Source organism: Streptomyces spororaveus, from assembly GCF_016755875.1.
GTDB lineage: Bacteria > Actinomycetota > Actinomycetes > Streptomycetales > Streptomycetaceae > Streptomyces > Streptomyces spororaveus.
The window spans coordinates 5262144-5284989 of sequence record NZ_BNED01000005.1 but is presented as its reverse complement, the minus strand read 5'-3'; the positions used below and the strand labels follow the sequence as shown (position 1 = coordinate 5284989).

The following is a 22846-nucleotide window of genomic DNA, read 5'->3' as shown; positions in this document are numbered from 1 at the left end:
AGTTTCAGAAACCGTGCCAACTAATCAACGTTCCACCCATGAGCTGACCGTGCAGAACGTTTGTCTGCAATCGGTACTGTGCTCCTTAGAAAGGAGGTGATCCAGCCGCACCTTCCGGTACGGCTACCTTGTTACGACTTCGTCCCAATCGCCAGTCCCACCTTCGACAGCTCCCTCCCTTACGGGTTGGGCCACCGGCTTCGGGTGTTACCGACTTTCGTGACGTGACGGGCGGTGTGTACAAGGCCCGGGAACGTATTCACCGCAGCAATGCTGATCTGCGATTACTAGCGACTCCGACTTCATGGGGTCGAGTTGCAGACCCCAATCCGAACTGAGACCGGCTTTTTGAGATTCGCTCCACCTCACGGTATCGCAGCTCATTGTACCGGCCATTGTAGCACGTGTGCAGCCCAAGACATAAGGGGCATGATGACTTGACGTCGTCCCCACCTTCCTCCGAGTTGACCCCGGCGGTCTCCTGTGAGTCCCCATCACCCCGAAGGGCATGCTGGCAACACAGGACAAGGGTTGCGCTCGTTGCGGGACTTAACCCAACATCTCACGACACGAGCTGACGACAGCCATGCACCACCTGTATACCGACCACAAGGGGGGCACTATCTCTAATGCTTTCCGGTATATGTCAAGCCTTGGTAAGGTTCTTCGCGTTGCGTCGAATTAAGCCACATGCTCCGCCGCTTGTGCGGGCCCCCGTCAATTCCTTTGAGTTTTAGCCTTGCGGCCGTACTCCCCAGGCGGGGAACTTAATGCGTTAGCTGCGGCACCGACGACGTGGAATGTCGCCAACACCTAGTTCCCAACGTTTACGGCGTGGACTACCAGGGTATCTAATCCTGTTCGCTCCCCACGCTTTCGCTCCTCAGCGTCAGTAATGGCCCAGAGATCCGCCTTCGCCACCGGTGTTCCTCCTGATATCTGCGCATTTCACCGCTACACCAGGAATTCCGATCTCCCCTACCACACTCTAGCTAGCCCGTATCGAATGCAGACCCGAGGTTAAGCCTCGGGCTTTCACATCCGACGTGACAAGCCGCCTACGAGCTCTTTACGCCCAATAATTCCGGACAACGCTTGCGCCCTACGTATTACCGCGGCTGCTGGCACGTAGTTAGCCGGCGCTTCTTCTGCAGGTACCGTCACTTTCGCTTCTTCCCTGCTGAAAGAGGTTTACAACCCGAAGGCCGTCATCCCTCACGCGGCGTCGCTGCATCAGGCTTTCGCCCATTGTGCAATATTCCCCACTGCTGCCTCCCGTAGGAGTCTGGGCCGTGTCTCAGTCCCAGTGTGGCCGGTCGCCCTCTCAGGCCGGCTACCCGTCGTCGCCTTGGTGGGCCATTACCCCACCAACAAGCTGATAGGCCGCGGGCTCATCCTTCACCGCCGGAGCTTTCAACCCCCGCCCATGCAGGCAGGAGTGGTATCCGGTATTAGACCCCGTTTCCAGGGCTTGTCCCAGAGTGAAGGGCAGATTGCCCACGTGTTACTCACCCGTTCGCCACTAATCCACCCCGAAGGGCTTCATCGTTCGACTTGCATGTGTTAAGCACGCCGCCAGCGTTCGTCCTGAGCCAGGATCAAACTCTCCATGAATGTTTACCCGTAATCGGGTGCACACATCACTTAGAGCGGGCGCATCATGTCGGAATATGACCGACGCGCCACAACGTCCTCGCTGTGTTGTTGCCTGCAAGTGCACCGGCGAACCGGAGCCTTACAGGTCTTTTTCAAAGGAACCTCATCCACCGAAGTGGACGGGGTATCAACTTCTGGCGTTGATTTTTGGCACGCTGTTGAGTTCTCAAGGAACGGACGCTTCCTTTGTACTCACCCTCTCGGGCTTTCCTCCGGGCTTTCGTTCTGTTCTTGCGTTTCCGACTCTATCAGACTCTTTCGTGTCCGACTTCCTCGGTGCTTTCCAGGTATTTGCGCTTTCGCGCTTTCCCTTTCCGGCGGTTCCGACTCTATCAGAAGTTCTCCACCGGATTTCCCGGCTTCGGATTCCTGAATGAGGAGTCGGCTGTACCCCGCTGGAATTCAATTCCTTATCGGGGCGAGAGAGAGTTTAAACCATCGCTGCCGAACTTGTCCAGTTCGAGGCAACCGTTCGAATCTACCTCCCCGCGCGCTCCGTGTCAACGGTCTTCGCGGGACGACGAGGAGACTAGCAGCTCAACAGGCTTGTACGCACATCAGGCCGCGGTCGGGAGCGTCGCCGTCTGGTCGGCGGCCTCCACGTCGCCCACGTCGCCGGCGCGCGCGGCCCTGCCGCCCAGGATGAAGACGTAGAGGAGGAAGGCGACCTCGGCTGCGACGCCGATCGTGATGCGGGCCCAGGTGGGGAGGCCCGACGGGGTCACGAAGCCCTCGATCAGGCCGGAGATGAAGAGGACCACCGCGAGGCCGATGGCCATGCCGAGCGCGGTGCGGCCCTGTTCCGCGAGGGCCGTGCGGCGGGTGCGGGGGCCGGGGTCGATGACCGTCCAGCCCAGGCGCAGGCCCATGCCCGCGGCCACGAACACCGCCGTCAGTTCGAGCAGGCCGTGCGGGAGGATCAGGCCCAGGAAGACGTCGAGGCGGCCCGCGGAAGCCATCAGGCCGAGGCCGACGCCGAGGTTGGCCATGTTCAGGAAGAGGATCCAGAGCACGGGGATTCCCAGGAACGCGCCCAGGACCAGGCAGATCGCCGCCGCCTGGGCGTTGTTCGTCCACACCTGGGCGGCGAAGGAGCCCGCGGGGTGGCTGGAGTAGTACGTCTCGTACTCGCCGCCGGGCTGGGTGAGCGCCTTCAGTTCCTCGGGCGCCGCGATCGCGCCCTGGACTTCCGGGTGCGTGGCGATCCACCAGCCGATGAGCACGCCGAGCGCCGTGGAGAGCAGGGCCGTGGGTATCCACCAGCGGCGGCTGCGGTAGACGGCGGCCGGGAAGCCCGCCGTGAAGAAGAGGGCGGCGTCGCGCCAGCCGGCCCGGCGGGTGCCCGTCACCGTGGCACGGGCGCGGGCGACCAGCTGGGTCAGCCGGCCGGTCAGCATCGGGTCCGGGGCGCTGGACTGGATCCGGGAGAGGTGGGTGGAGGTGCGCTGGTAGAGGGCGACGAGTTCGTCGGCCTCCTCGCCGGTCAGCTTTCGGCCGCGGCCCAGGAGCTGCTCCAGGCGGTCCCACTCCGCACGGTGCGCTGTCACGAAGACGTCGAGATCCATCCGGTTGCCGCTCCCCTGTCCCAGGTCCCCTGGCCACTGCCTATTCCTAGTGTGGTCAGCTTGGCAGACTGGATGACGTAGGGGCGGGGGGCAGGTCACATGAGAGGTGCTGTGGTGAGCGATCTGGTGACGGGGGACGCGGTCGTCCTGGGGCTCAGGCCCGCGCGGCTGCCGAGCCGCGGGCTGGCGATCCTCCTGGACCTGGCCGTGTACGTCACCGGATACGTGCTCATCTCCGTCGGGCTGACCATGGCCACCGCCTCGCTGGACGAGGCGGCCCGGGCGGCGGTGTCGGTGGCGAGCTTCCTGCTGGTCCTGGTGGGTGTGCCGATCGCGGTGGAGACGCTGTCCCACGGGCGTTCGCTCGGCAAGCTCGCCTGCGGGCTGCGGGTCGTACGGGACGACGGCGGGCCGATCCGGTTCCGGCACGCTCTGGTGCGCGGGGCCATGGGGATCGTGGAGCTGATGCTGACCTTCGGGTCGATCGCGTGCATCGCCTCGCTGGTGTCGGTGCGGGGGCGGCGGCTCGGTGACGTGTTCGCCGGGACGCTGGTGGTCCGGGAGCGGGTACCGGGGACCCGGGTGATGCCGGTGCCTCCGCCGCCGCCGTGGCTGGCGGGGCGGTTCACCGGGCTGGATCTTTCGGCGGTGCCGGACGGGCTGTGGCTGGCGATACGCCAGTACCTGACGCGGATGAACCAGTTGGATCCGCAGGTGGGTGCCGCGATGGCGGTGCGGCTCGCGGACGATCTGGTGGCGCGTACGGGGGCTCCGCCGCCGGCCGGGGTGCCGGCCGCCGCGTTCCTGATGGCCGTGGTGCACGAGCGGCAGTCGCGGGACGCCGCCCGGGCGTTCCGGCCGTCCGCCGTGGGCCCTGGCCACGGGTTCTCGCCCGCCCCGGTACCGGGGCCGGTGCCCGTCGTCGCGCCGGTGCCCTACGCGGCTCCCGCGCCGGTGGCACCCGTAGCACCTGTGGCACCCGTGGCACCCGTGGAGGCTCCGCGGGCCGGCGGGTTCGCGCCGCCCGCCTGAGGGATCACTGCTCCTCGAAGGCCGAGGGCGGCGTCTCCAGGTGTTCGAGTTCGATGCCGGGGGCCGAGAGCACCACGTCCCCGGCGATGTGGATCGTGTGGACCTCGCCCGTGTCCAGGGCGCTGACCTGGTACTCGTCCACCAGCAGCGGGCCGCTGTCCGTGGGGTGTTCCGTGCGGGCGACGAGGGCCCACGCCTGGTCGACCGTACGGGGTGCCAGGACCGGGTCCGTCAGGGCCAGGAGCCGGACGCGGGTGGCGGGGGCGCCGGGGGCCGGGCGCAGCAGGCGGGCCGTGGCGACGAGGAAGGCCGGGGAGGTGCCGGTGAAGCCGGGGGCGGCGATGTTGCCCTCGGTGGCCTCGGTGCCGGTGGGGTCGGTACGGACCCAGGTGACGCCGTCGATGGCGGCGCCGCGCACCTGCCAGCTCGCGGCGTTGATCTCCATGCGGATGGGGCGGCCGAGCTCGTCGATCGCCAGGTCGACGGAACCGCGGTGGTCCCCGTCCGGGCCGGTGAGCTGGGAGACGTAGCGCCAGCCGGAGGGCCCGGGGGCGCAGTGGAAGTGCTCTTCGCCGAGCGGGGTGTGGTCGTGCGGGTCGTGGAGCGAGTAGCGGCCGCGGGGCATGGTGCGCACTCTTCTTCGGATCGAGGGGGACACGGGGCAGGCCCCCGGCACGGGTGCCGGGGGCCTGCTGCACGTTCTGCTGATTTCCGCTGATCAGGTGGTGATCAGGGAGTGATCAGTAGCGGTAGTGGTCCGGCTTGTACGGGCCTTCCACCTGGACGCCGATGTAGGCGGCCTGCTCCGGGCGGAGCGTGGTGAGCTTGACGCCGAGGGCGTCGAGGTGGAGGCGGGCGACCTTCTCGTCGAGGTGCTTCGGGAGCACGTAGACCTCGGTCGGGTACTCCTGCGGCTTGGTGAAGAGCTCGATCTGGGCCAGGGTCTGGTCCGCGAACGAGTTCGACATCACGAAGGAGGGGTGGCCCGTCGCGTTGCCGAGGTTCAGCAGGCGGCCCTCGGAGAGGACGATCAGGACCTTGCCGTCGGGGAACTTCCAGGTGTGGACCTGGGGCTTGACCTCGTCCTTGACGATGCCCTCGACCTTGGCCAGGCCGGCCATGTCGATCTCGTTGTCGAAGTGGCCGATGTTGCCCACGATGGCCTGGTGCTTCATCTTGGCCATGTCGGCGGCCATGATGATGTCCTTGTTGCCCGTGGTCGTGATGAAGATGTCGGCCGTCTCGACGACGTCGTCGAGGGTGGCGACCTGGTATCCGTCCATCGCCGCCTGCAGGGCGCAGATCGGGTCGATCTCGGTGACGATGACGCGGGCGCCCTGGCCGCGCAGCGACTCGGCGCAGCCCTTGCCGACGTCGCCGTAGCCGAAGACGACCGCGACCTTGCCGCCGATGAGGACGTCGGTGGCGCGGTTGATGCCGTCGATCAGGGAGTGGCGGCAGCCGTACTTGTTGTCGAACTTCGACTTGGTGACGGCGTCGTTCACGTTGATCGCCGGGAACAGCAGGGTGCCCTCGGACATCATCTCGTAGAGGCGGTGGACACCGGTGGTGGTCTCCTCCGTCACGCCGCGGATCTCGGAGGCGAGCTGGGTCCACTTCTGGGGGGACTCGCCGAGGGTGCGGTTGAGCAGGGTGAGGATGTGGGCGTACTCCTCGGAGTCGGCCGTCGACGGGTCCGGGGCCGAGCCGGCCTTCTCGAACTCGACGCCCTTGTGGACGAGGAGGGTGGCGTCACCGCCGTCGTCGAGGATCATGTTCGGGCCGCCGGTGGGGGTGTTCGGCCAGGTCAGCGCCTGCTCCGTGCACCACCAGTACTCCTCCAGCGTCTCGCCCTTCCAGGCGAAGACGGGAACGCCCTGCGGGTTCTCCGGGGTGCCGTTCGGGCCCACCGCGATGGCGGCGGCCGCGTGGTCCTGGGTGGAGAAGATGTTGCAGGAGGCCCAGCGGACGTCGGCGCCGAGGGCGACGAGGGTCTCGATGAGTACGGCGGTCTGCACGGTCATGTGCAGCGAACCGGTGATGCGGGCGCCGGCGAGGGGCTGCGCCTCCGCGTACTCGGCGCGGATCGACATCAGACCCGGCATCTCGTGCTCGGCCAGGGTGATCTCCTTGCGGCCGAACGCGGCAAGGGAGAGGTCTGCGACCTTGAAGTCCATGGGTGCTGCTCCTCATGGTTCGAGAGGGTGGGTACGGCTGGGCCGTGCGCCGTCCTGGGGACGGGGCACCGAGCACAGTCCGTCGGGGGTCCTCTCTCCCCTCGGCCGGTCGCAGGGACCGCCCGACCCGCCATCAGCAGCGACGCCTGACACTGGGCACGAATCTACACCGACCGGCGGAGTCTGCCCCAGTCAGCCGGAGAACTGGCCGCGTCTTTCCCTGGGGCGCCCCGGGGCTCCTCGCGTGGTGTGACACCCCGTCGGCGGGGCCGGCGTGATCGGCCCGTACAGTTCGGCCGCACGTCGGATCGAACGGAAGCAGGGGCGGGGAATGGGAAAGCAGGACCGGGTACCGGGACGGCGACTCGGGGTGGCGTCGGTGGCGATGCTGGTGCTGGGGGCGCTTCTGGGCTGCGTCGGGGGTCTGGGCGGGTACTTCTTCATGCCGACGAAGGTCATACCGTCGGACCACATGAGGCCGACCCTCACCACGGGCTCGTCGGTGGTCTTCAACCTGCTGACCGTCAAGGTGAACCGCGGCGACGTGGTGCTCTTCGACGCCTCGGCCTGGGGTGAGCAGCACCAGTCCGTGGAACGGGTGGTCGCGGTGGGCGGCGACCACATCGCCTACACCCCCGGGGACCGGACGCTGACCTTGAACGGGAAGCCGCTGGACGAGCCGTACGTACTGAACGGCGATCCGGTGGCGGGGTCGCCCGGCCCGTTCAGTGTGACGGTGCCCAAGGGCCGGCTGTTCGTGCTGGGCGACAACCGCGGCAACTCCGCCGACTCCCGCTTCCGGTTCCAGGATTCGGAGAGCGGAACCGTGCCCCTGTCGGACGTGAACGGCGCGCTGGTCGACCAGGGCGATCCGCTGCTCGTCGGCCTGCGGTCCGCGGCACTCGCCGGCCTCGCGGTGCTGTGCGCCGGTGCGCTGTTCGGCGCCGTCGCGCTGCGGCTGCGCCGCCGGGCGGCGGCGGCCGCGGTGCACCCGGCGTACGCGGGGCTGGTGCCGCCGCCGGGGGGCTGAGGGCCCCGTGAACGCCCGAAGGCCCCCGCGGGCAGCTGCTCGCGGGGGCCTTCGGGCGTTCACGGCCGCGTGCCTACTGGGCGGCTTCGGGGCGGTAGATGTCCGGCTCCAGGTAGATGACCCGGGCGATCGGGACGGCCTCGCGGATGCGGGCTTCGGCGGCGTTGATCGCGTCGGCCACCTGGGTCGCGGTGTCGTTGCCCTCGACCGCGATCTTGGCGGCGACCAGCAGCTCCTCCGGGCCCAGGTGCAGGGTGCGCATGTGGATCACGCGGGTGACGACGTCCCCGTCGACGACCGCGGCCTTGATCTTCTCGACGTCCTCGACGCCCGCGGCCTCACCGAGCAGGAGCGACTTGGTCTCCGCGGCCAGGACGATCGCGATGAGGATGAGCAGCACACCGATGCACAGGGTGCCGATGCCGTCCCAGATCCCGTCGCCCGTCAGCAGGGCGAGGCCGACACCGCCGAGGGCCAGGACCAGGCCGACGAGGGCGCCGAAGTCCTCCAGGAGGACGACGGGCAGCTCGGGGGCCTTGGCCCGCCGGATGAACTGGGTCCACGTGAGCTTGCCGCGGATCTCGTTCGATTCCTTGATGGCGGTCCGGAAGGAGAAGCTCTCGGCGACGATCGCGAAGACCAGGACGCCCACGGGCCAGTACCAGGCCTCGATGGGGTGCGGCTCGTGGATCTTCTCGTAGCCCTCGTAGATGGCGAACATGCCACCGACGGTGAAGAGCACGATGGAGACCAGGAAGGCGTAGATGTAGCGCTCGCGCCCGTACCCGAAGGGGTGTTGCGGTGTGGCCTCGCGCTGCGCCTTCTTGCCGCCGAGCAGCAGCAGCCCCTGGTTCCCGGAGTCGGCCAGCGAGTGGACGCTTTCCGCGAGCATCGACGAGGAGCCGCTGAAGAGGTATGCCACGAATTTGGCTACAGCGATGGCGAGGTTGGCGGCGAGTGCCGCCACGATCGCCTTGGTACCGCCCGACGCGCTCATGGGTGCAGGGTGTCCTTCCTAGCCACTGACTACCGGCCGCACATTGTTGCAGCCGGTGGGAGGGACGCTACGTCAGACCACCACGGTGGCGCGGAAGACCGTACCGCTTCCGGACAGTTCGACCTTTTCGCCCGCCGGTACGAAGACCGAATCCCCCGGGTTCAGGGCCAGTTCGCCGGCCTGCGGAGAGCCCGCCGTGCAGAGCAGGATCTGCGGGGTGTCGTGCGGGAGCAGGCGGGAGGCGCCGCCGGGCGCGAGGAGGAAGCGGGAGAGCCGGAACTCGTCGATGGGGGTCTCGTAGACCTCCTCGCCGTCGCCCTCGGGCCGCAGCAGGCTGGGGTCGCCCGGCTCGAACTTCGCGACCTTCAGCAGCTCGGGCACGTCCACGTGCTTGGGGGTGAGCCCGGCGCGCAGCACGTTGTCCGAGTTGGCCAGCAACTCGACGCCGAGGCCGTCGATGTAGGCGTGCGGGACGCCGGCGCCGAGGAACATCGCCTCGCCGGGCTGGAGTCGTACGTGGTTCAGCAGCATCGCGGCGATGACGCCCGGGTCGCCCGGGAAGTGGTGGACCAGCGTGGCGTACGGGGCGTACCGGCCGCCGAGGCGCGTGACGGCGGTGGCGACGTCGTGCACGGTGTGGGCCATCTCGGCGCGGTCCGCGGTCAGTACGGCCGTCAGCATCTCGCGCAGGGCGGCCTCTTCGGGGTGCGCGCGCAGCAGGTCGACGTACGGCTTGAGGCTGTCCACGTCCAGGCCCGCGAGGAGGTCGGCGGCCTCCAGCGGCGGCCGGAAGCCGCACAGCCCGTCGAACGCGGTGAGCGCGCAGATCATTTCGGGCTTGTGGTTGGGGTCCTTGTAGTTGCGGTGGTCCGCGTCGATCGGGACCCCACGGCGCTCCTCGTCCGCGAAACCCGCCCGGGCCTGGTCCAGGTCGGGGTGGACCTGGAGGGAGAGCGGGGCGCCGGCGGCGAGGATCTTGAACAGGAAGGGCAGCCGGGGGCCGAACTTGGCGACGGTGGCAGCGCCCAGCTCGCCTTCGGGATCGGCGGCGATGACGTCCGAGAGCGCCCGCTCGCCCGCTCCCCGGTCGATGCGGGAGGGGGCGGCCGGGTGGGCTCCCATCCACATCTCGGCCTGGGGCTCACCGGTGGGTTCGACACCGAGGAGCGTGGGGAGGGCCGTGGTGGATCCCCAGGCGTAGGGGCGGATCGTGTTCGTCAGGCGGTCCATCGTCGTCTTCCTGGATAGAGCTGGGTACTTCCGTGCCTCAGCTGTGTCCCCCGGAAGCCAACGCCAGGTAGGCGGTGGCGAAATCCGTGACGGCGAGGAGTTCGGCGAGCTGCTCCAGTTCGACGCCCTCCTCCGGTTCGAGCTCGCTGATCGCCGTGTCGTGGCTGTGCGCGAGCTCGCGTGCGGCGGGGGCGGCGGTGAGGCCACCGGCCGGCCGGTCACGCAGCAGGACGATGCGGGCGCGAAGGGCCTGGGGCTCTTCGACCCGGTCACGGAAGAAGTCGTCGGGGTCGGCACCCGCGGCGAAGGATCCCGCGAGCAGGACGCCGTGGGCGGGCAGCGCCTCGGGAAGCACGGCGGCCAGGGCGGGGCGGCCGGCGAGCTCGGCGAGGGTCGCGGCGAAGCGGCGGCCCGCGGGGGCGGCGCCGGTGCCCTCGCTCCAGATCAGGGGGAGCGTGTCGGCCAGCTCGGCGGCGAGGGTCTTGGCCGGGTTGGAGTAGGTGGCGATGGCGGGCCCGCAGCGTTCGGCCGTCCGGTCGAGCCGGTCGGCGACGAGTTGCAGGGTGTCCGGGGCGGCGGTGATCAGGCCGACCTTGTCGAGGAGCAGCAGCAGCGGCGTCAGCAGGGCCCAGAGGGCGCCGGGTCCGGCCGCGGCGGACTCGTCGTACTCCTGGTACGGGGCCTTGGCCATCGGTACGAGGAGCCCGTGCGCGCCGTCCACCGCCTCGCTCAGCGGTGAGCGCTCGGGGGCGACGGCGACGACGGTGCAGCCGCGCCGGTACGCCTGCTCGGCGAGGACCGCGAGCCCGGGCTCGGTGCCGTCGGTGGTGGTGAGGAGCAGCAGGTCGACGGGTCCGGCCCAGCCGGGCAGGGCCCAGCGCAGTGCGCCGGCGGCGTGGGCGACGCCGGTGGGCTCCAGCCGGATGACGGGCGCGGAGGCCCCGGCGAGGGCGCCGAGCAGGTCGGCCACGCCGGTGGCGGCCGTGCCGGGCCCGGCGATCAGGACGGAGCGCGGGCGGCCGTCGGGGCGCAGCTCGGCGAGGCCGGCCTCGGTCGCGTGCCGGGCGGCGGTACGGACTCTGGCGCCCGCCTCGGCCGCACCGCGGAGCAGGCCCCTGCGGTCGACGCGGGCGAGATCGTCCGGTGCGTCGAGGAGCGACTCGTCGAGCATGGCGGCCTCCGGCGGTGTTGACGGATCCAGGGTGGCGGAATCGGTCTCAGCGTCTGCGTCTGCCCGTGCTTCTCGGGCGCGGCAGGGGTCAGGCGGGGCGGCGGGCCTCGTCCACGAGGAGCACGGGGATCCCGTCCCGGACCGGGTACGCGAGGCCGCAGTCCTGACCGGTGCAGATCAGCTCGGGCGCCGTCTCGTCGGCCGACTTGTCCTCAAGGGGCGAGTGGCAGGCGGGGCAGGCGAGGATCTGCAGGAGGCCGGCTTCGAGCGGCATGGGGCGATTCCCTTCGGGCATGTGGGTGGGGCGAGGTCAGCGTACCGCCGAGTCCGTGGCGGCGCGGTGTCGTGGGGCGGGGTTCGGGCGGGTCCCGGGGCTGCGCCCCGGGACCCGGCGCGGGAGCGCGTCAGGCGCGGATGAGGGCCAGGACCTCGTCGCGGACCTTGGCCAGGGTGGCCTCGTCACGAGCCTCCACGTTCAAACGCAGCAACGGCTCGGTGTTCGAGGCACGGACGTTGAACCACCAGTCCTCAGCGGTCACGGTCAGGCCGTCGAGCTCGTCCAGCGTGACACCCTCCGCGCCGCCGTAGGTCTCGCTCACCGCCGCCAGACGCCCGGCCTGGTCCGCGACCGTCGAGTTGATCTCCCCCGAACCCGCATACCGGTCATAGGAGGCCACCAGCGCCGACAACGGACCCTCCTGACCACCCAGCGCCGCCAGCACGTGCAGCGCCGCCAGCATGCCCGTGTCCGCGTTCCAGAAATCCTTGAAGTAATAGTGCGCCGAGTGCTCACCACCGAAGATCGCACCCGTCTTCGCCATCTCCTCCTTGATGAAGGAATGACCCACCCGGGTACGCACCGGCGTCCCGCCGTTCTCACGCACGACCTCCGGCACCGACCACGACGTGATCAGATTGTGGATCACCGTGCCCGACCCGCCATGACGGCCCAGCTCACGCGCCGCGACCAACGCCGTGATCGCCGACGGCGAAACACCCACACCCCGCTCGTCCACGATGAAGCAGCGGTCCGCGTCACCGTCGAACGCGATACCCAGATCCGCACCCTCCGCCAGCACCCGCGCCTGCAGATCCACCACGTTCTTCGGATCCAGCGGATTCGCCTCGTGGTTCGGGAACGTCCCGTCCAGCTCGAAATACATCGGAACCACGTCCAGCGGCAGACCCTCGAACACCGTCGGGACCGTGTGACCGCCCATGCCGTTGCCCGCGTCCACCACCACCTTCAGCGGACGGATCGACGCCACGTCCACCAGACCCTTCAGGTGCGCGGCATAGCCGGGCAGGGAGTCCAGCTCCGTGACCGAACCCGCCACCGTGCCCGCCGGAACGGCCGGAGCACCCTCGTCCGACCACGTCTCGACCAGCTCACGGATCTGCGACAGACCCGTGTCCTGACCCACCGGAGCAGCACCCGCACGACACAGCTTGATGCCGTTGTACTGCGCCGGATTGTGCGACGCCGTGAACATCGCACCCGGCAGACCCAGCGAACCCGACGCGTAGTACAGCTGATCCGTCGAGCACAGCCCGATCAGCGTCACGTCCACACCACGCGCCGCCGCACCCCGCGCGAACGCAGCCGACAGACCCGGCGACGAAGGCCGCATGTCATGACCGATCACGATCGCCGCGGCGGGAACGACCTCCACGAACGCCGCACCGAACAGCTCGGCCAGGGACTCGTCCCACTCGTCCGGCACGACACCACGCACGTCGTACGCCTTGACGATGTTCGAAAGATCTGCGGCCACTGCCTGCCCTCCTGAAGGTCCTGTGCGGTTCAGCAAAACCTACCCTGAACCAGGAGTGGCTCTTCAGGCCATCGGAGCGTCAGGAATCGGGCGATCTCAGGACGCGCAGGTGTCCACGACGGGTCTCGCCGGTGGACGGGCCGCCCTGGCCGGCCCGGCCGGCCTCGGCCGTGCGCCCGGGCGGGCGGGCGGCTTCGCGGACGGCGTTGGCGAGGGCTTCGAGGTCGTCGCCGCTGGGGCGGGACGGCCCGGAGCCGTCGGACAGGCGCACGACGTCCCAGCCCCGTGGGGCGGTCAGGCGCTCCGAGTGCTCGGCGCACAGGTCGTAGCAGTGGGGTTCGGCGTAGGTGGCGAGCGGGCCGAGAACTGCGGTCGAATCGGCGTAGACGTACGTCAGTGTCGCGACGGCAGGGCGGCCGCACGCAGTGCGCGAACAGCGACGTACAAGGCTCACGACGTTGGACGGTACCGCACTCTTGACCGGGCCGCGACGACTCCACCGCCGCTCACTCCCCCGTGTCGTGCTCGGAGCTACCCTGCGGGAGTGACGGACACCCCTCTTCCTCCCTGCCCCGCCGAGCCCCCCGCAGGGTCCCGGACCGAGCCGCGCCCACGTCGGCGGGACCGGCACGGGCGCGGGATGCGCGGTCCGCTGGCACCCCCTCAGGTACCGCTGGCGGCCAGCCGGTCGGAGCTGTTCGGGGATCTCGTACGGGATTCCGTGGAGCGGCTGGAGCGGCGCTGGCCGCAGCTGGCCGAGGTCGAGTTCCTGATCGGTGACGTGCCGGGGCCGCCGGGCGGTCCGGACGGCGGCTGGAACGACGAGGCGGTGCCGCTGGGTGCGGTGGCCGAGTCGCGCGAGGGGCGGCCCGCCCGGATCGTGGTCTTCCGCCGACCGGTGGAGATCCGTACCAAGACGCGGGACGAGAAGGCGATGCTGGTCCACGAGATCGTCGTGGAGCAGGTGGCCGAGCTGCTGGGTCTCTCACCGGAGACGGTGGACCCCCGGTACGGCGAGAACTAGACGGCCCGGGCCGGGGCCCAGAGCCCGTCCCGCTGTCGCGTACCGGGGGCGCCGCTTCATCCGGGTGTCATCCGGTCAGGACCGAGAGGTCCTGGGCGGCCTTCGGGACGGAGACCGTGGAATGGTCGTCCGAGAGTCCCTGGACGGTGAACATCGCGATTCCCTCGTGCGGGAGGGACAGGGTGCGGGCCGCGTGGACCGGGCCGCCCGAGAGGGTCTCGACGGTGAGGGCGTAGGAGCCCTTGCCGCCCGCCGGGGCCAGGGACACCATCTGCGTGGTGCCCGCCTTGACCGTGACCTCCTGGGAGGCGGCCTCGCCGCCGCCGGTGCCCGGCGAGGCGGTCACCTTGACCTTCGCGTCGGCGGCCGGGGCCGTCAGGGCCAGCAGGGTGGTGTTCTCCTCGGGCCGGTTGTCGGCCACCGTCGCCCGTGCGCCGACCGGCCTGGTGGCGGGGATGAAGCCGATCTCCTGCTTGGCGCCGCTGCCGCGGACCACCCGCAGGGCGGCGACGACCGGGGCGGACTTCTTGGCGTCGGACGGGGCCAGCAGCAGCGAGCCGGCCTCCCCGCGGGTCAGGTCCTTGAGGTCCACGGACGCCGTCATACCGGCCTTGACGTGCAGCTGCTCGCTGCCCGCCGGGCTGATCGAGCCGCCCGGTCCGGCCAGGCGCACCTTGAGGTCCGCGTCCTCCTCACCCGGTACGAAGGCGACGAGCCGTACGGAGGTGGCGTCCGCCGGGATGCCCGGCAGGACGAGCGAGCCCGCCGGGTCGGCGGCGGCCGGCAGCCAGTCGGCTCCCACCCCCTCCTCGCCGACCTGGACCGACGCGCCGACCCGGCCCGCGCGCGTGGTCACGTGGGCGGTGGCGTCCGCGAGCTGGGCGCCCGGGACGAGGGAGGACAGCAGCACGGCCTTGGTGGACTTGGGGTCGACCCGGATGCTCTCGCTGGTGCCGGCGTCGGGCTTGGCCGGACCGTCCGGGCCGAAGATCTTGATGTCGACGATGGCCGCGGCGTCGTCGGGGTTGGTGAGGTGGACGTAGTCCTCGCGCCCCTTGGCCGTGCTGACCGCGGGGAACCAGAAGTCGGTGCCGGGTGCGGTGCAGCCGACGCCGAGGACGCCGCGGGCCCGGCCGACCGAGACCTTGGTGGTCAGCTGCGCGGTCCAGCCGGGGGCGAGGGCGCCCTCGGCGCTGCCGGTGAGGGCGGGTGCGTCGGCGCCCGCGGCGGTGGCCCCGACGGGCTTGCCCGGCTCCTTGGCCTCCAGCACCGGCTTGGCGTCCTTGGTGGCGCCGAGCAGCCGGGCCGAGCCCTTGCCCTCGCCGGCCGGGGCGCCGGGGGTGAAGGCCGTGTACGTGGTCTCGGCGATGTCCGAGGAGCTGGGTCCCGGGCACACCAGCAGGGACCGCTCCACCGGCATCCGGGCGGCGGCCGCCGACTTGCCGTCGGCCGACTTGCCGTCGGCGGCGGGCGCGGTGAGGGCGGCGACGCCGGTGATGGCGGCCAGGGCCGCGGTCACCGCCGCGAGCGTCAGGGGTGCGCGCTGCTTCACTGCTGGGAGCTCCCGTCCGGACGCGGGTCGTGCGGTGCGTGGGGGTGGTGGGGGTCGTACGGCTGGTACGGCTCGTACGGGTAGGGGTACTGCTGCTGGTCCGGGTCCTGGACCGGCTGGTGCTGCGGCTGCTGCGGGTACGGGTCCTCGTACGCCTGCCCGTTCTGACCCCGCTGACCGCCCTGCTGGTCGTACTGCGGGTACGGCTCGTACGGGGCCTGCTGCTGCGGCTCGTAGGCGTAGCCGCCCTGGTCGCCGTACGCCTGGTACGCGTAGCTGTCGTCGCCGTACACCGGCTGTGCCGGGATCTGCGCGTACGGGTCGGCGGCCGCGGCGGTCTCCACCGGTACGGGGGCCGGTTCGGCCTCGGCGCGCAGCCTGCGGGCGCGGCGGCCCTCGCCGGCCTCGCCCGGGCCGGGCTGGGACGGGAGCGCGGCCTCCTCCTCCGGCAGGTCGTCGTCGAGCTCCGCGCGGCGGCCGGGCAGGGCCATCACCAGCAGGACCAGGGCGAGCAGGCCCTGGGTCCAGTACCAGGCGGTCTGCAGCAGGGAGTCCTCGTGGACGAGGTCGAGGCGGCCGCCGTCGGCGGGCAGTTCGAAGCCCTGCGCCCAGCCGTCGACGGTCTTGGGCTTGAGGGGCTTGCCGTCGAGGGTGGCCCGCCAGCCCGCGTCGGCCCGGTCGGCGATGCGCAGGACGCGGCCCGCGTCACCGGCGGGGATCTTGCTGTGGGCCTCTACGGGTCCGGCGGCGACCGGGATCGGGGCCTCGCCCTGCTTGCCGGAGACGATGACCGCGCGGGGCAGCCACGGTTCGACGCCCCACAGGGCGGTGCCGTCCTGCTGGTGGCGGCGGCTGAGGCCCGGGGTGGCGTCGAGGACGCGGCGGATGTCCTCGGGGCCGCCGGGGCGGAACATCACGAAGCGGATGGCGTAGGCGCTGAGCTGGCTGGACTGGTCGGCGCCGGAGCCGGCGACGAGGTTGGAGACGACCTTGTCGAGGCGGGCGTCGCCGCCGGTGCGGGCGGCGACGTCCGCGTCGCCGATGCGCCCGCCGGAGCCGCGGACGAGGCTGTAGGAGACGGAGGCGGGCGGGTCCAGGTCGAGGACCAGGGTGCGGGTCTGGTTGTCGTCGCCGCCCGCGTCCGCGACGAAGGCCGGGACCTGTACGGGGTCACGTCGCTGCAGCGGGCCGTCGGCGCCGGCGAGCATCCAGGTGAGGCCGGCGACCAGCGGTCCCGCGGCGGCGGCCAGGGCGATGAGGGCGGCCAGCGGCTGGCGCCAGCCGAAGCTGCGGGCGGCGACGCGTTCCTTGGCACCGTCGGCGCCGAGGGCGGCGGCCGCGAGCAGGGCGAGCCCGTAGACGAGGGTGGCGGGGCCGGCCCAGGCGGTGCGGTTGAGGACGACGGCGAGGAGCAGCCCGGCGAGGGCGGCGGCCCAGGCGGTGCGGACGGCGAAGGCGCGGTCGGTGCGCAGCAGGGCGGCCAGGGCGGCGAGGACGATGCCGGCGAGCACCGCTCCGGGGCCGGTGCCGGGGCCGCCGGGGCTCAGGGCGAGCAGGCCGAGGGCGTCGGCGGAGCCGGTCCCGTAGGGCAGTCCGGCCTCGTGCAGGAGGCGGCCGGGGTGCGTGAGCAGGCCCAGCGACCAGGGGGCGAGTACGACGAGGGGGACGGCGAGGGTGGCGAGCAGTCGCAGGCCGTACGCCTTCCAGTGCGCTCGGCGCAGCACCAGTGCGCCGGTCCCGAGGACGGCGGCCAGCGGCCACACGACGGGGGTGAAGGCGGTGGTGAGGGTGAGCAGCAGCGTGTACGTCCACACCGCGCGCCGGCCGCCCCGCCGGTCGGTGGCTTCCGCGCCGTCGGCGAGGTCGAAGGCGGCGACGGCGGCGCGGGCGAGGAGGGGCAGTACGACGGCGAGGACCGCGGTGCCGAGGCGGCCGCCGGCGAGGGCTCCGGTCACGGCGGGGAGGAAGGCGTAGGCGATGGCCGCCCAGGCGCGCAGCAGCCGGGATTCGACGAGCGGCCGGGAGGCGAAGTAGGCGGTGAGGCCGGCGAGCGGGACGGATCCGGCGAGCAGCAGGGTCAGGGCCGCCTGGGTGGAGCCGAACAGCAGGGTGGCGAGGGTGCCGAGGACGGCCAGGTAGGGCGGTGCGGAGACGGTGGAGCCGGTGCCGACGGCGTGCCAGCCGTCGGTGTAGGCGGCCCAGAGGTCGGAGCCGCTGCCGGGGGCGGGCAGCAGGGCGCCGCCCATGAGGGAGCCGCCGCCGATGAGGCCGCGGCAGGCGGCGAGGGAGACGAGGGCCAGGAGGGCGAGGAGGACGGGCGCGGGGTTGCGGGCGAGCCGCTTGAGGCGGGCGAAGCGCTCGGCCTCCACCAGGTAGTCGCCGTCCTCGCCGGGGGCGTCGAGGACGCTGCCTCCGCCGTGCCGGCCCGCGGGGGCGGAGGCGGTGTCGCGGTCGCCGCCGAAGTAGCCGGCGAGCTGTTCCGCGTTGGCCCGCAGGGAGGCTCCCGGCGGGGGGAAGAGCGGGCGCAGTTCGGCGGCGGGGACGGCGGGGCGGCGGCGGGCCTTGCGGGCGGCGAGGAGCCGGCCGGGGCGGAGCAGGGTGGCGAGCAGGCCGGTGAGCTCGTCGACGGCCTGGCCGGGGGCCTTGCCGATGAGGTAGGCGAGGGTGCGCAGCACGGTTCCGAGCAGGACGCGCAGCAGGACGTAGGGCAGGGCGCGGCCGGAGCTGTTGGCGAGGATCGTGTAGACGGCGCCGGCCTTGTCGACGCGGTGCGGGCCGGCCGCGGTGCGTCCGGCGCAGTCGACGGTGCGGCGTTCGCGGGCGGAGGCCTCGGCGTGCCGCAGGACGGCGTCGGGGGCGACGAGGACGGTGTGGCCGGCGCTCTGGGCGCGCCAGCACAGGTCGACGTCGTCGCGCATCAGGGGCAGGCGCCGGTCGAAGCCGCCGAGCTCGTCGTAGACGTCGCGGCGGACCAGCATGCCGGCGGTGGAGACGGACAGGACGGGGCGGACCTGGTCGTGCTGGCCCTGGTCCTGTTCGCGGCGGTCGAGTCCGGTCCAGCGGCGGCCGCTGCGGGCGATGGTGACGCCGGCTTCGAGGAGCTGCTTCTTGTCGTACCAGCCGCGCAGTTTGGGGCCGATGACACCGGCGTCGGGGTTGTCCTCGGCGACGCGGAGCAGTTCGGTGAGGGCGTCGGGTTCGGGGGCGCTGTCGTCGTGCAGGAGCCAGAGCCACTGGACGGGTTCGCCGTGAGGGAGCTCGGGGAGGTCGTACGCGTCGTCGCGCCAGGTGCGGCTGACGGGGTCCCAGCCGCTGGGGCGCTGGAGGTACGGGAGGTCCTCGGGGCTCAGGGTGCCCGCGCTGCGGGCGGACTCGTCGACCGCGGTGCCGAAGCCGGTGCGTCGGGCGAGGTGCAGGACGTGGTCGTCGCCGAAGGCTTCGGTGAGCAGGCGCGCGGAGTCGTCGGCGCTGCCGGTGTCGGCGGCGATGTGGTTCTGCGCGGGGCGTTCCTGGCCCAGGAGGCCCGCGAGCGTCCGGGGCAGCCAGCGGGCGCCGTCATGGGCGACGAGGACCGCGGTGACGACGTGCCGGGGGAACTCGGGTGTGGCCGGGGCCTGGTAGGAGGCCGTCGACTGACTGTGCAGGGACATCGCGGTACGGGCCCTCCGGCCGGGGGTCCGGGGGTGGTGTGCCCTCGGAGGCTGCTGGACAGCGCCCCACCCTAACGGCTGCCACGACAGCGGTCCGCCTCCTGCGGGGAAGGTGCAGGAGGCGGACCGTGTGCCGTGCCGTGTGTCGCGCTCGTCGTCCCGTCCGGCGCGCTGTCCGTCATGCGCCGAAGTGCGTTCCGTCGTGTGCTGTGTCGTGCGTTCGCTATGCCGTGCGGCGCGCGGCCGGGCCGTTTCAGACCGCTGCCTTTTTCAGGCGGCGGCGTTCCCGCTCGGACAGACCGCCCCAGATGCCGAATCGCTCGTCGTTGGCGAGGGCGTACTCAAGGCATTCGGAGCGGACCTCGCAGGCGAGGCAGACCTTCTTGGCCTCTCGGGTGGAGCCGCCCTTCTCGGGAAAGAAGGACTCGGGGTCGGTCTGGGCGCACAGAGCGCGCTCCTGCCACCCGAGCTCTTCGTCCGCCTCCTCGACCAGCAGTTCCTGAAACAGCTCGGTCATGTGCGCCCCTCGCTCTGTCTGTGCGTCCCCGTGACGATGTCGTCACTGATTGCTACGTAACGACACGAGTGAAATTACAAGTGCGTGGCTCCGGGGCAGTCAAGCCGAGATCTGCTATTGGGCCCCTTATTCACTCTGCGGAACCAAGCGTATGCAGAAAGTGTTCATATCGCCAAAAATCGTGACACATGCCACCGGCATCACGGGATGCCCGCCTTTACCCGTATTCCACGTGCCACCTCCGGGTGGGGTTGCGGTCCGGCCGGAGAAGCGGCGCAGATCACATTCAGGTCACGGAAGTCGGGATCGGGTTTGAGCGCCGACACAGCGCCACATCCCCTGCCGCACACTGCACAAACCTTTCTCCGTGCACGGTAACCGGATGAGGTGAAACTTTTACACCAAACCGGACATTGGGTTGACAGTCCGACCTCCGAGCCGTTCTCCTTGTTCCCATGTCAGCGCCCGCAGCCACCACCCGGACCCCCATTCGTGGGTTCCTGTGCGCTGCCCAGGTTCGCTGTTGCTGTTGCAGCTGTTGATGCCTGCGGAGCCCCGGCTCCCCAGAGCTCCGGCCCGCCCCCGCAGCAACCGCCAGCACGACTGACATCCGTCGAGGTAACCCCCACGATGAACAGCACGAACAGCGCCACCCCTGCCGCTCCCGTCGCTCCCGCCACGGTCGAGAGCGACCTCCAGATCGCCGGCGACATCCTCGCCGTCCAGCACCTCCTCCAGCCCGCCCGTGAACACCCGGCCACCGTCGCCGAGTTCGCCGGGCTCGCCCGTTCCATCGCCGAGGACCGCGCCTCCTGGGAACACCTCGTCCGGTACGACGCCACCACCCGCTGGTACCACCGGCTGCGCACCGGCCCCGGGTACGAGGTGTGGCTGCTCAGCTGGGTCCCCGGCCAGGGCAGCGGCCTCCACGACCACGGCGCCTCCTCCGGCGTCATGACCGTCCTGGAGGGCGAGCTCACCGAGCACACCCCCCGCGGCCGCAACACCCACCGCCCCGGCACCCAGCGCGTCCTCGCCCCCGGCTACGCCCACGAGGTCGTCAACGACACCCTCGACGGCGCGGTCAGCCTGCACGTCTACTTCCCGGGCCTGACCGAGATGCCGATGCACAGCTGCTCCCCGGCCGAATCCGCGTCCGTCCCCGCCTGACCTCCGCCCCCCGGCGGCGGTGCGGCTGACAGACTGTCCGCATGCGCATTGTTGTTCTGGCCGGCGGTATAGGCGGCGCCCGGTTCCTGTCCGGACTCAAGTCGGCCGTGCCCGACGCGGACATCACGGTCATCGGCAACACCGGTGACGACATTCACCTCTTCGGGCTCAAGGTCTGCCCCGACCTGGACACGGTGATGTACACCCTCGGCGGTGGCATCAACGAGGACCAGGGCTGGGGCCGCACCGACGAGTCCTTCACCGTCAAGGAGGAACTCGCCGCGTACGGGGTCGGGCCCACCTGGTTCGGCCTCGGCGACCGCGACTTCGCCACCCACATCGTGCGTACGCAGATGCTCGGCGCGGGCTATCCGCTGAGCGCCGTCACCGAGGCCCTCTGCGACCGCTGGCAGCCCGGCGTACGGCTGCTGCCCATGTCCGACGACCGGGTCGAGACCCACGTCGCGATCACCGAGGCGGGCACCGGTGAGCGCCGCGTCGTCCACTTCCAGGAGTACTGGGTCCGGCTGCGCGCCTCGGTGGACGCGGAGGCGGTCGTCCCCGTGGGCGCCGAGCAGGCCAAGCCCGCCCCCGGCGTGCTGGAGGCCATCGCCGCCGCCGACGTGATCATCTTCCCGCCGTCCAACCCCGTGGTCTCGGTCGGCACGATCCTCGCCGTTCCCGGCATCCGGGACGCCGTGGCCTCCGCCGGGGCGCCCGTCGTGGGCCTGTCCCCCATCGTCGGGGGCGCGCCCGTGCGCGGGATGGCCGACAAGGTGCTGGCCGCGGTGGGCGTCGAGTCCACCGCCGCCGCTGTCGCCCTGCACTACGGGACCGGGCTGCTGGACGGCTGGCTCGTGGACACCTCCGACGCGGACGCCGTCGCGGAGGTCGAGGCCGCCGGGATCACCTGCCGCGCGGTGCCGCTGATGATGACCGACGTGGAGGCGACCGCGGAGATGGCCCGCGCCGCGCTGGAACTGGCGGAGGCCTCCCGGTGACGCCGGTGCCCGCGTACGAGGTGCGGGCCGTCGACGGGATCCCCGAGGTCAGGCCGGGCGACGACCTGGCGAAGCTGATCACGGCGGCCGCCCCCGACCTGCGCGACGGAGACGTCCTGCTGGTCACCTCGAAGATCGTCTCCAAGGCTGAGGGCCGGATCGTGGAGGCCGACTCGCGCGAGGCCGCGATCGACGCGGAGACCGTACGGGTGGTCGCGCGCCGGGGTCCGCTGCGGATCGTCGAGAACCGGCAGGGCCTGGTGATGGCCGCGGCCGGCGTGGACGCCTCCAACACCGCCCCCGGCACGGTGCTGCTGCTGCCCGAGGACCCGGACGGCTCCGCCGCCGCGATCCGCGCCGGGGTGCGCGACACCCTGTCCGTGGACGTGGGCGTGGTCGTGACGGACACCTTCGGGCGGCCGTGGCGCACCGGACTGACGGACGTGGCGATCGGCTCGGCCGGCGTACGGGTCCTGGACGACCTGCGCGGCGGCACGGACGCGCACGGCAATCCGCTGAGCGCGACGGTGGTGGCGACCGCGGACGAGCTGGCCGCCGCCGGTGACCTGGTCAAGGGGAAGGCCGCCGGGCTGCCGGTGGCCGTCGTGCGCGGGCTGGCCCACCTGCTGGGCGAGGGTTCCACCGCCCGGGACCTGGTGCGCCCGTCGGCCGACGACATGTTCCGGCTGGGCACCTCGGAGGCGGTACGGGAGGCCGTGACGCAGCGCCGTACGGTGCGGGCCTTCACGCCGGAGCCGGTGGACCCGGGAGCGGTCCGGCGGGCGGTGGCGGCGGCCGTGACGGCCCCGGCCCCGCACCACACGACGCCGTGGCGGTTCGTGCTGCTGGAGTCCGAGGCCTCACGGGTGCGGCTGCTGGACGCGATGCGGGACGCGTGGATCGCGGACCTGCGGGCGGACGGCAAGTCCGAGGAGTCCGTCGCGAAGCGGGTGCGGCGCGGGGACGTGCTGCGGGCCGCCCCCTACCTGGTGGTGCCGTGTCTGGTGACGGACGGCGCGCACCACTACGGGCACGCCCGCCGGGACACGGCGGAGCGGGAGATGTTCGTGGTCGCGATGGGTGCGGGCGTGCAGAACCTGCTGGTCGCGCTGGCCGGGGAGCGGCTGGGGTCGGCGTGGGTGTCCTCGACGATGTTCTGCCGGGACGTGGTGCGGGAGGTGCTGGAGCTGCCGCAGGACTGGGACCCGATGGGAACGGTGGCGGTGGGGCATCCGGCGGCGGCTCCGGCGGAGCGGCCGGGGCGGTCCGCGGCGGAGTTCATCGAGGTCCGCTGAGGCG

The 22846-nt window shown here is 71.3% G+C and carries 19 protein-coding genes and 1 rRNA gene; 7 read left to right on the top strand and 13 right to left on the bottom strand.

The window, feature by feature from the left end:
* Positions 1 to 89: 89 nt before the first annotated feature.
* Positions 90 to 1614, bottom strand: a 16S ribosomal RNA gene (locus Sspor_RS26270).
* 56 nt (positions 1615 to 1670) lie between these two features.
* Between Sspor_RS26270 and Sspor_RS26265 the strand changes: the two genes are divergently transcribed.
* Entirely contained in the window at positions 1671 to 2033 is a 363-nt protein-coding gene (locus Sspor_RS26265; protein WP_202201327.1) for a hypothetical protein, read from the top strand.
* 180 nt (positions 2034 to 2213) lie between these two features.
* On the opposite strand, the gene Sspor_RS26260 is transcribed toward Sspor_RS26265, so the two are convergent.
* Positions 2214 to 3221 carry a stage II sporulation protein M gene (locus Sspor_RS26260; protein WP_202201326.1) on the bottom strand — a complete coding sequence of 336 codons (1008 nt, stop codon included), beginning with the start codon at positions 3219 to 3221 and terminating at the stop codon, positions 2214 to 2216.
* Positions 3222 to 3335: 114 nt separating this feature from the next.
* Here Sspor_RS26260 and Sspor_RS26255 point away from each other — a divergent pair, with 114 nt between their 5' ends.
* Positions 3336 to 4253: an RDD family protein gene (locus Sspor_RS26255; protein WP_202201325.1), complete on the top strand. Its 918-nt coding sequence runs from the start codon at positions 3336 to 3338 to the stop codon at positions 4251 to 4253.
* Between the two features lie 4 nt (positions 4254 to 4257).
* Here Sspor_RS26255 and Sspor_RS26250 read toward each other — a convergent pair whose 3' ends face one another.
* Positions 4258 to 4878: a hypothetical protein gene (locus Sspor_RS26250; RefSeq protein WP_202201324.1), complete on the bottom strand. Its 621-nt coding sequence runs from the start codon at positions 4876 to 4878 to the stop codon at positions 4258 to 4260.
* Positions 4879 to 4993: 115 nt separating this feature from the next.
* Complete coding sequence (ahcY, locus tag Sspor_RS26245) at positions 4994 to 6430, bottom strand: adenosylhomocysteinase (RefSeq protein WP_202201323.1); 1437 nt, start codon at positions 6428 to 6430, stop codon at positions 4994 to 4996.
* A gap of 331 nt (positions 6431 to 6761) precedes the next feature.
* On the opposite strand from ahcY, the gene lepB reads away from it, so the two are divergent.
* Positions 6762 to 7460: a signal peptidase I gene (lepB, locus tag Sspor_RS26240; protein WP_202201322.1), complete on the top strand. Its 699-nt coding sequence runs from the start codon at positions 6762 to 6764 to the stop codon at positions 7458 to 7460.
* A gap of 73 nt (positions 7461 to 7533) precedes the next feature.
* Here lepB and Sspor_RS26235 read toward each other — a convergent pair whose 3' ends face one another.
* The 6 genes from Sspor_RS26235 to Sspor_RS26210 form a co-directional block, all read right to left on the bottom strand.
* The gene (locus tag Sspor_RS26235; RefSeq protein ID WP_202201321.1) at positions 7534 to 8457 is read right to left on the bottom strand and encodes a cation diffusion facilitator family transporter; all 924 of its coding nucleotides are present in this window, start codon (positions 8455 to 8457) and stop codon (positions 7534 to 7536) included.
* Between the two features lie 72 nt (positions 8458 to 8529).
* The gene (manA, locus tag Sspor_RS26230; protein ID WP_202201320.1) at positions 8530 to 9687 is read right to left on the bottom strand and encodes a mannose-6-phosphate isomerase, class I; all 1158 of its coding nucleotides are present in this window, start codon (positions 9685 to 9687) and stop codon (positions 8530 to 8532) included.
* Positions 9688 to 9724: 37 nt separating this feature from the next.
* Positions 9725 to 10858, bottom strand: coding sequence for an SIS domain-containing protein (locus tag Sspor_RS26225; protein ID WP_202201319.1), 1134 nt, complete (start codon positions 10856 to 10858; stop codon positions 9725 to 9727).
* 88 nt (positions 10859 to 10946) lie between these two features.
* Positions 10947 to 11132: a Trm112 family protein gene (locus Sspor_RS26220; RefSeq protein WP_030015246.1), complete on the bottom strand. Its 186-nt coding sequence runs from the start codon at positions 11130 to 11132 to the stop codon at positions 10947 to 10949.
* 130 nt (positions 11133 to 11262) lie between these two features.
* A complete protein-coding gene (locus Sspor_RS26215) occupies positions 11263 to 12633 on the bottom strand; it encodes a phosphomannomutase/phosphoglucomutase (protein WP_202201318.1) in 1371 nt (456 codons plus the stop codon).
* A gap of 79 nt (positions 12634 to 12712) precedes the next feature.
* Complete coding sequence (locus Sspor_RS26210; protein WP_202201317.1) at positions 12713 to 13087, bottom strand: DUF3499 domain-containing protein; 375 nt, start codon at positions 13085 to 13087, stop codon at positions 12713 to 12715.
* Between the two features lie 90 nt (positions 13088 to 13177).
* On the opposite strand from Sspor_RS26210, the gene Sspor_RS26205 reads away from it, so the two are divergent.
* On the top strand, positions 13178 to 13657 hold the full coding sequence (locus Sspor_RS26205) for a metallopeptidase family protein (protein ID WP_372499670.1): 480 nt from the start codon (positions 13178 to 13180) through the stop codon (positions 13655 to 13657).
* Between the two features lie 67 nt (positions 13658 to 13724).
* Here the strand turns inward: Sspor_RS26205 and Sspor_RS26200 are convergent, their stop codons facing one another.
* From Sspor_RS26200 to Sspor_RS26190, 3 genes are all read right to left on the bottom strand, one after another.
* The gene (locus Sspor_RS26200) at positions 13725 to 15209 is read right to left on the bottom strand and encodes a DUF5719 family protein (RefSeq protein WP_202201315.1); all 1485 of its coding nucleotides are present in this window, start codon (positions 15207 to 15209) and stop codon (positions 13725 to 13727) included.
* A complete protein-coding gene (locus tag Sspor_RS26195) occupies positions 15206 to 18859 on the bottom strand; it encodes a glycosyltransferase family 2 protein (protein ID WP_202201314.1) in 3654 nt (1217 codons plus the stop codon). The genes Sspor_RS26200 and Sspor_RS26195 overlap by 4 nt, the downstream gene beginning before the upstream one ends.
* 253 nt (positions 18860 to 19112) lie before the next feature.
* The gene (locus Sspor_RS26190; protein WP_003983763.1) at positions 19113 to 19376 is read right to left on the bottom strand and encodes a WhiB family transcriptional regulator; all 264 of its coding nucleotides are present in this window, start codon (positions 19374 to 19376) and stop codon (positions 19113 to 19115) included.
* Between the two features lie 630 nt (positions 19377 to 20006).
* On the opposite strand from Sspor_RS26190, the gene Sspor_RS26185 reads away from it, so the two are divergent.
* Genes Sspor_RS26185 through Sspor_RS26175 form a run of 3 tightly spaced genes read left to right on the top strand, consistent with a single transcriptional unit; the run spans position 20007 to position 22842 of the window.
* Positions 20007 to 20546 carry a cysteine dioxygenase gene (locus Sspor_RS26185; RefSeq protein WP_202201313.1) on the top strand — a complete coding sequence of 180 codons (540 nt, stop codon included), beginning with the start codon at positions 20007 to 20009 and terminating at the stop codon, positions 20544 to 20546.
* A gap of 41 nt (positions 20547 to 20587) precedes the next feature.
* Positions 20588 to 21547 carry a 2-phospho-L-lactate transferase gene (gene cofD / locus Sspor_RS26180; RefSeq protein WP_202201312.1) on the top strand — a complete coding sequence of 320 codons (960 nt, stop codon included), beginning with the start codon at positions 20588 to 20590 and terminating at the stop codon, positions 21545 to 21547.
* Positions 21544 to 22842: a coenzyme F420-0:L-glutamate ligase gene (locus Sspor_RS26175; protein ID WP_202201311.1), complete on the top strand. Its 1299-nt coding sequence runs from the start codon at positions 21544 to 21546 to the stop codon at positions 22840 to 22842. The genes cofD and Sspor_RS26175 overlap by 4 nt, the downstream gene beginning before the upstream one ends.
* Positions 22843 to 22846 lie beyond the last annotated feature (4 nt).

Excerpts from the sequence above, each read along its gene's own strand:
- Sspor_RS26265 (WP_202201327.1), top strand. The coding sequence starts at position 1,671 with ATGACCGACGCGCCACAACGTCCTCGCTGTGTTGTTGCCTGCAAGTGC.
- Sspor_RS26260 (WP_202201326.1), bottom strand. The coding sequence starts at position 3,221 with ATGGATCTCGACGTCTTCGTGACAGCGCACCGTGCGGAGTGGGACCGC.
- Sspor_RS26250 (WP_202201324.1), bottom strand. The coding sequence starts at position 4,878 with ATGCCCCGCGGCCGCTACTCGCTCCACGACCCGCACGACCACACCCCG.
- ahcY (WP_202201323.1), bottom strand. The coding sequence starts at position 6,430 with ATGGACTTCAAGGTCGCAGACCTCTCCCTTGCCGCGTTCGGCCGCAAG.
- lepB (WP_202201322.1), top strand. The coding sequence starts at position 6,762 with ATGGGAAAGCAGGACCGGGTACCGGGACGGCGACTCGGGGTGGCGTCG.
- Sspor_RS26235 (WP_202201321.1), bottom strand. The coding sequence starts at position 8,457 with ATGAGCGCGTCGGGCGGTACCAAGGCGATCGTGGCGGCACTCGCCGCC.
- manA (WP_202201320.1), bottom strand. The coding sequence starts at position 9,687 with ATGGACCGCCTGACGAACACGATCCGCCCCTACGCCTGGGGATCCACC.
- Sspor_RS26225 (WP_202201319.1), bottom strand. The coding sequence starts at position 10,858 with ATGCTCGACGAGTCGCTCCTCGACGCACCGGACGATCTCGCCCGCGTC.
- Sspor_RS26220 (WP_030015246.1), bottom strand. The coding sequence starts at position 11,132 with ATGCCGCTCGAAGCCGGCCTCCTGCAGATCCTCGCCTGCCCCGCCTGC.
- Sspor_RS26195 (WP_202201314.1), bottom strand. The coding sequence starts at position 18,859 with ATGTCCCTGCACAGTCAGTCGACGGCCTCCTACCAGGCCCCGGCCACA.
- Sspor_RS26190 (WP_003983763.1), bottom strand. The coding sequence starts at position 19,376 with ATGACCGAGCTGTTTCAGGAACTGCTGGTCGAGGAGGCGGACGAAGAG.
- Sspor_RS26185 (WP_202201313.1), top strand. The coding sequence starts at position 20,007 with ATGAACAGCACGAACAGCGCCACCCCTGCCGCTCCCGTCGCTCCCGCC.
- cofD (WP_202201312.1), top strand. The coding sequence starts at position 20,588 with ATGCGCATTGTTGTTCTGGCCGGCGGTATAGGCGGCGCCCGGTTCCTG.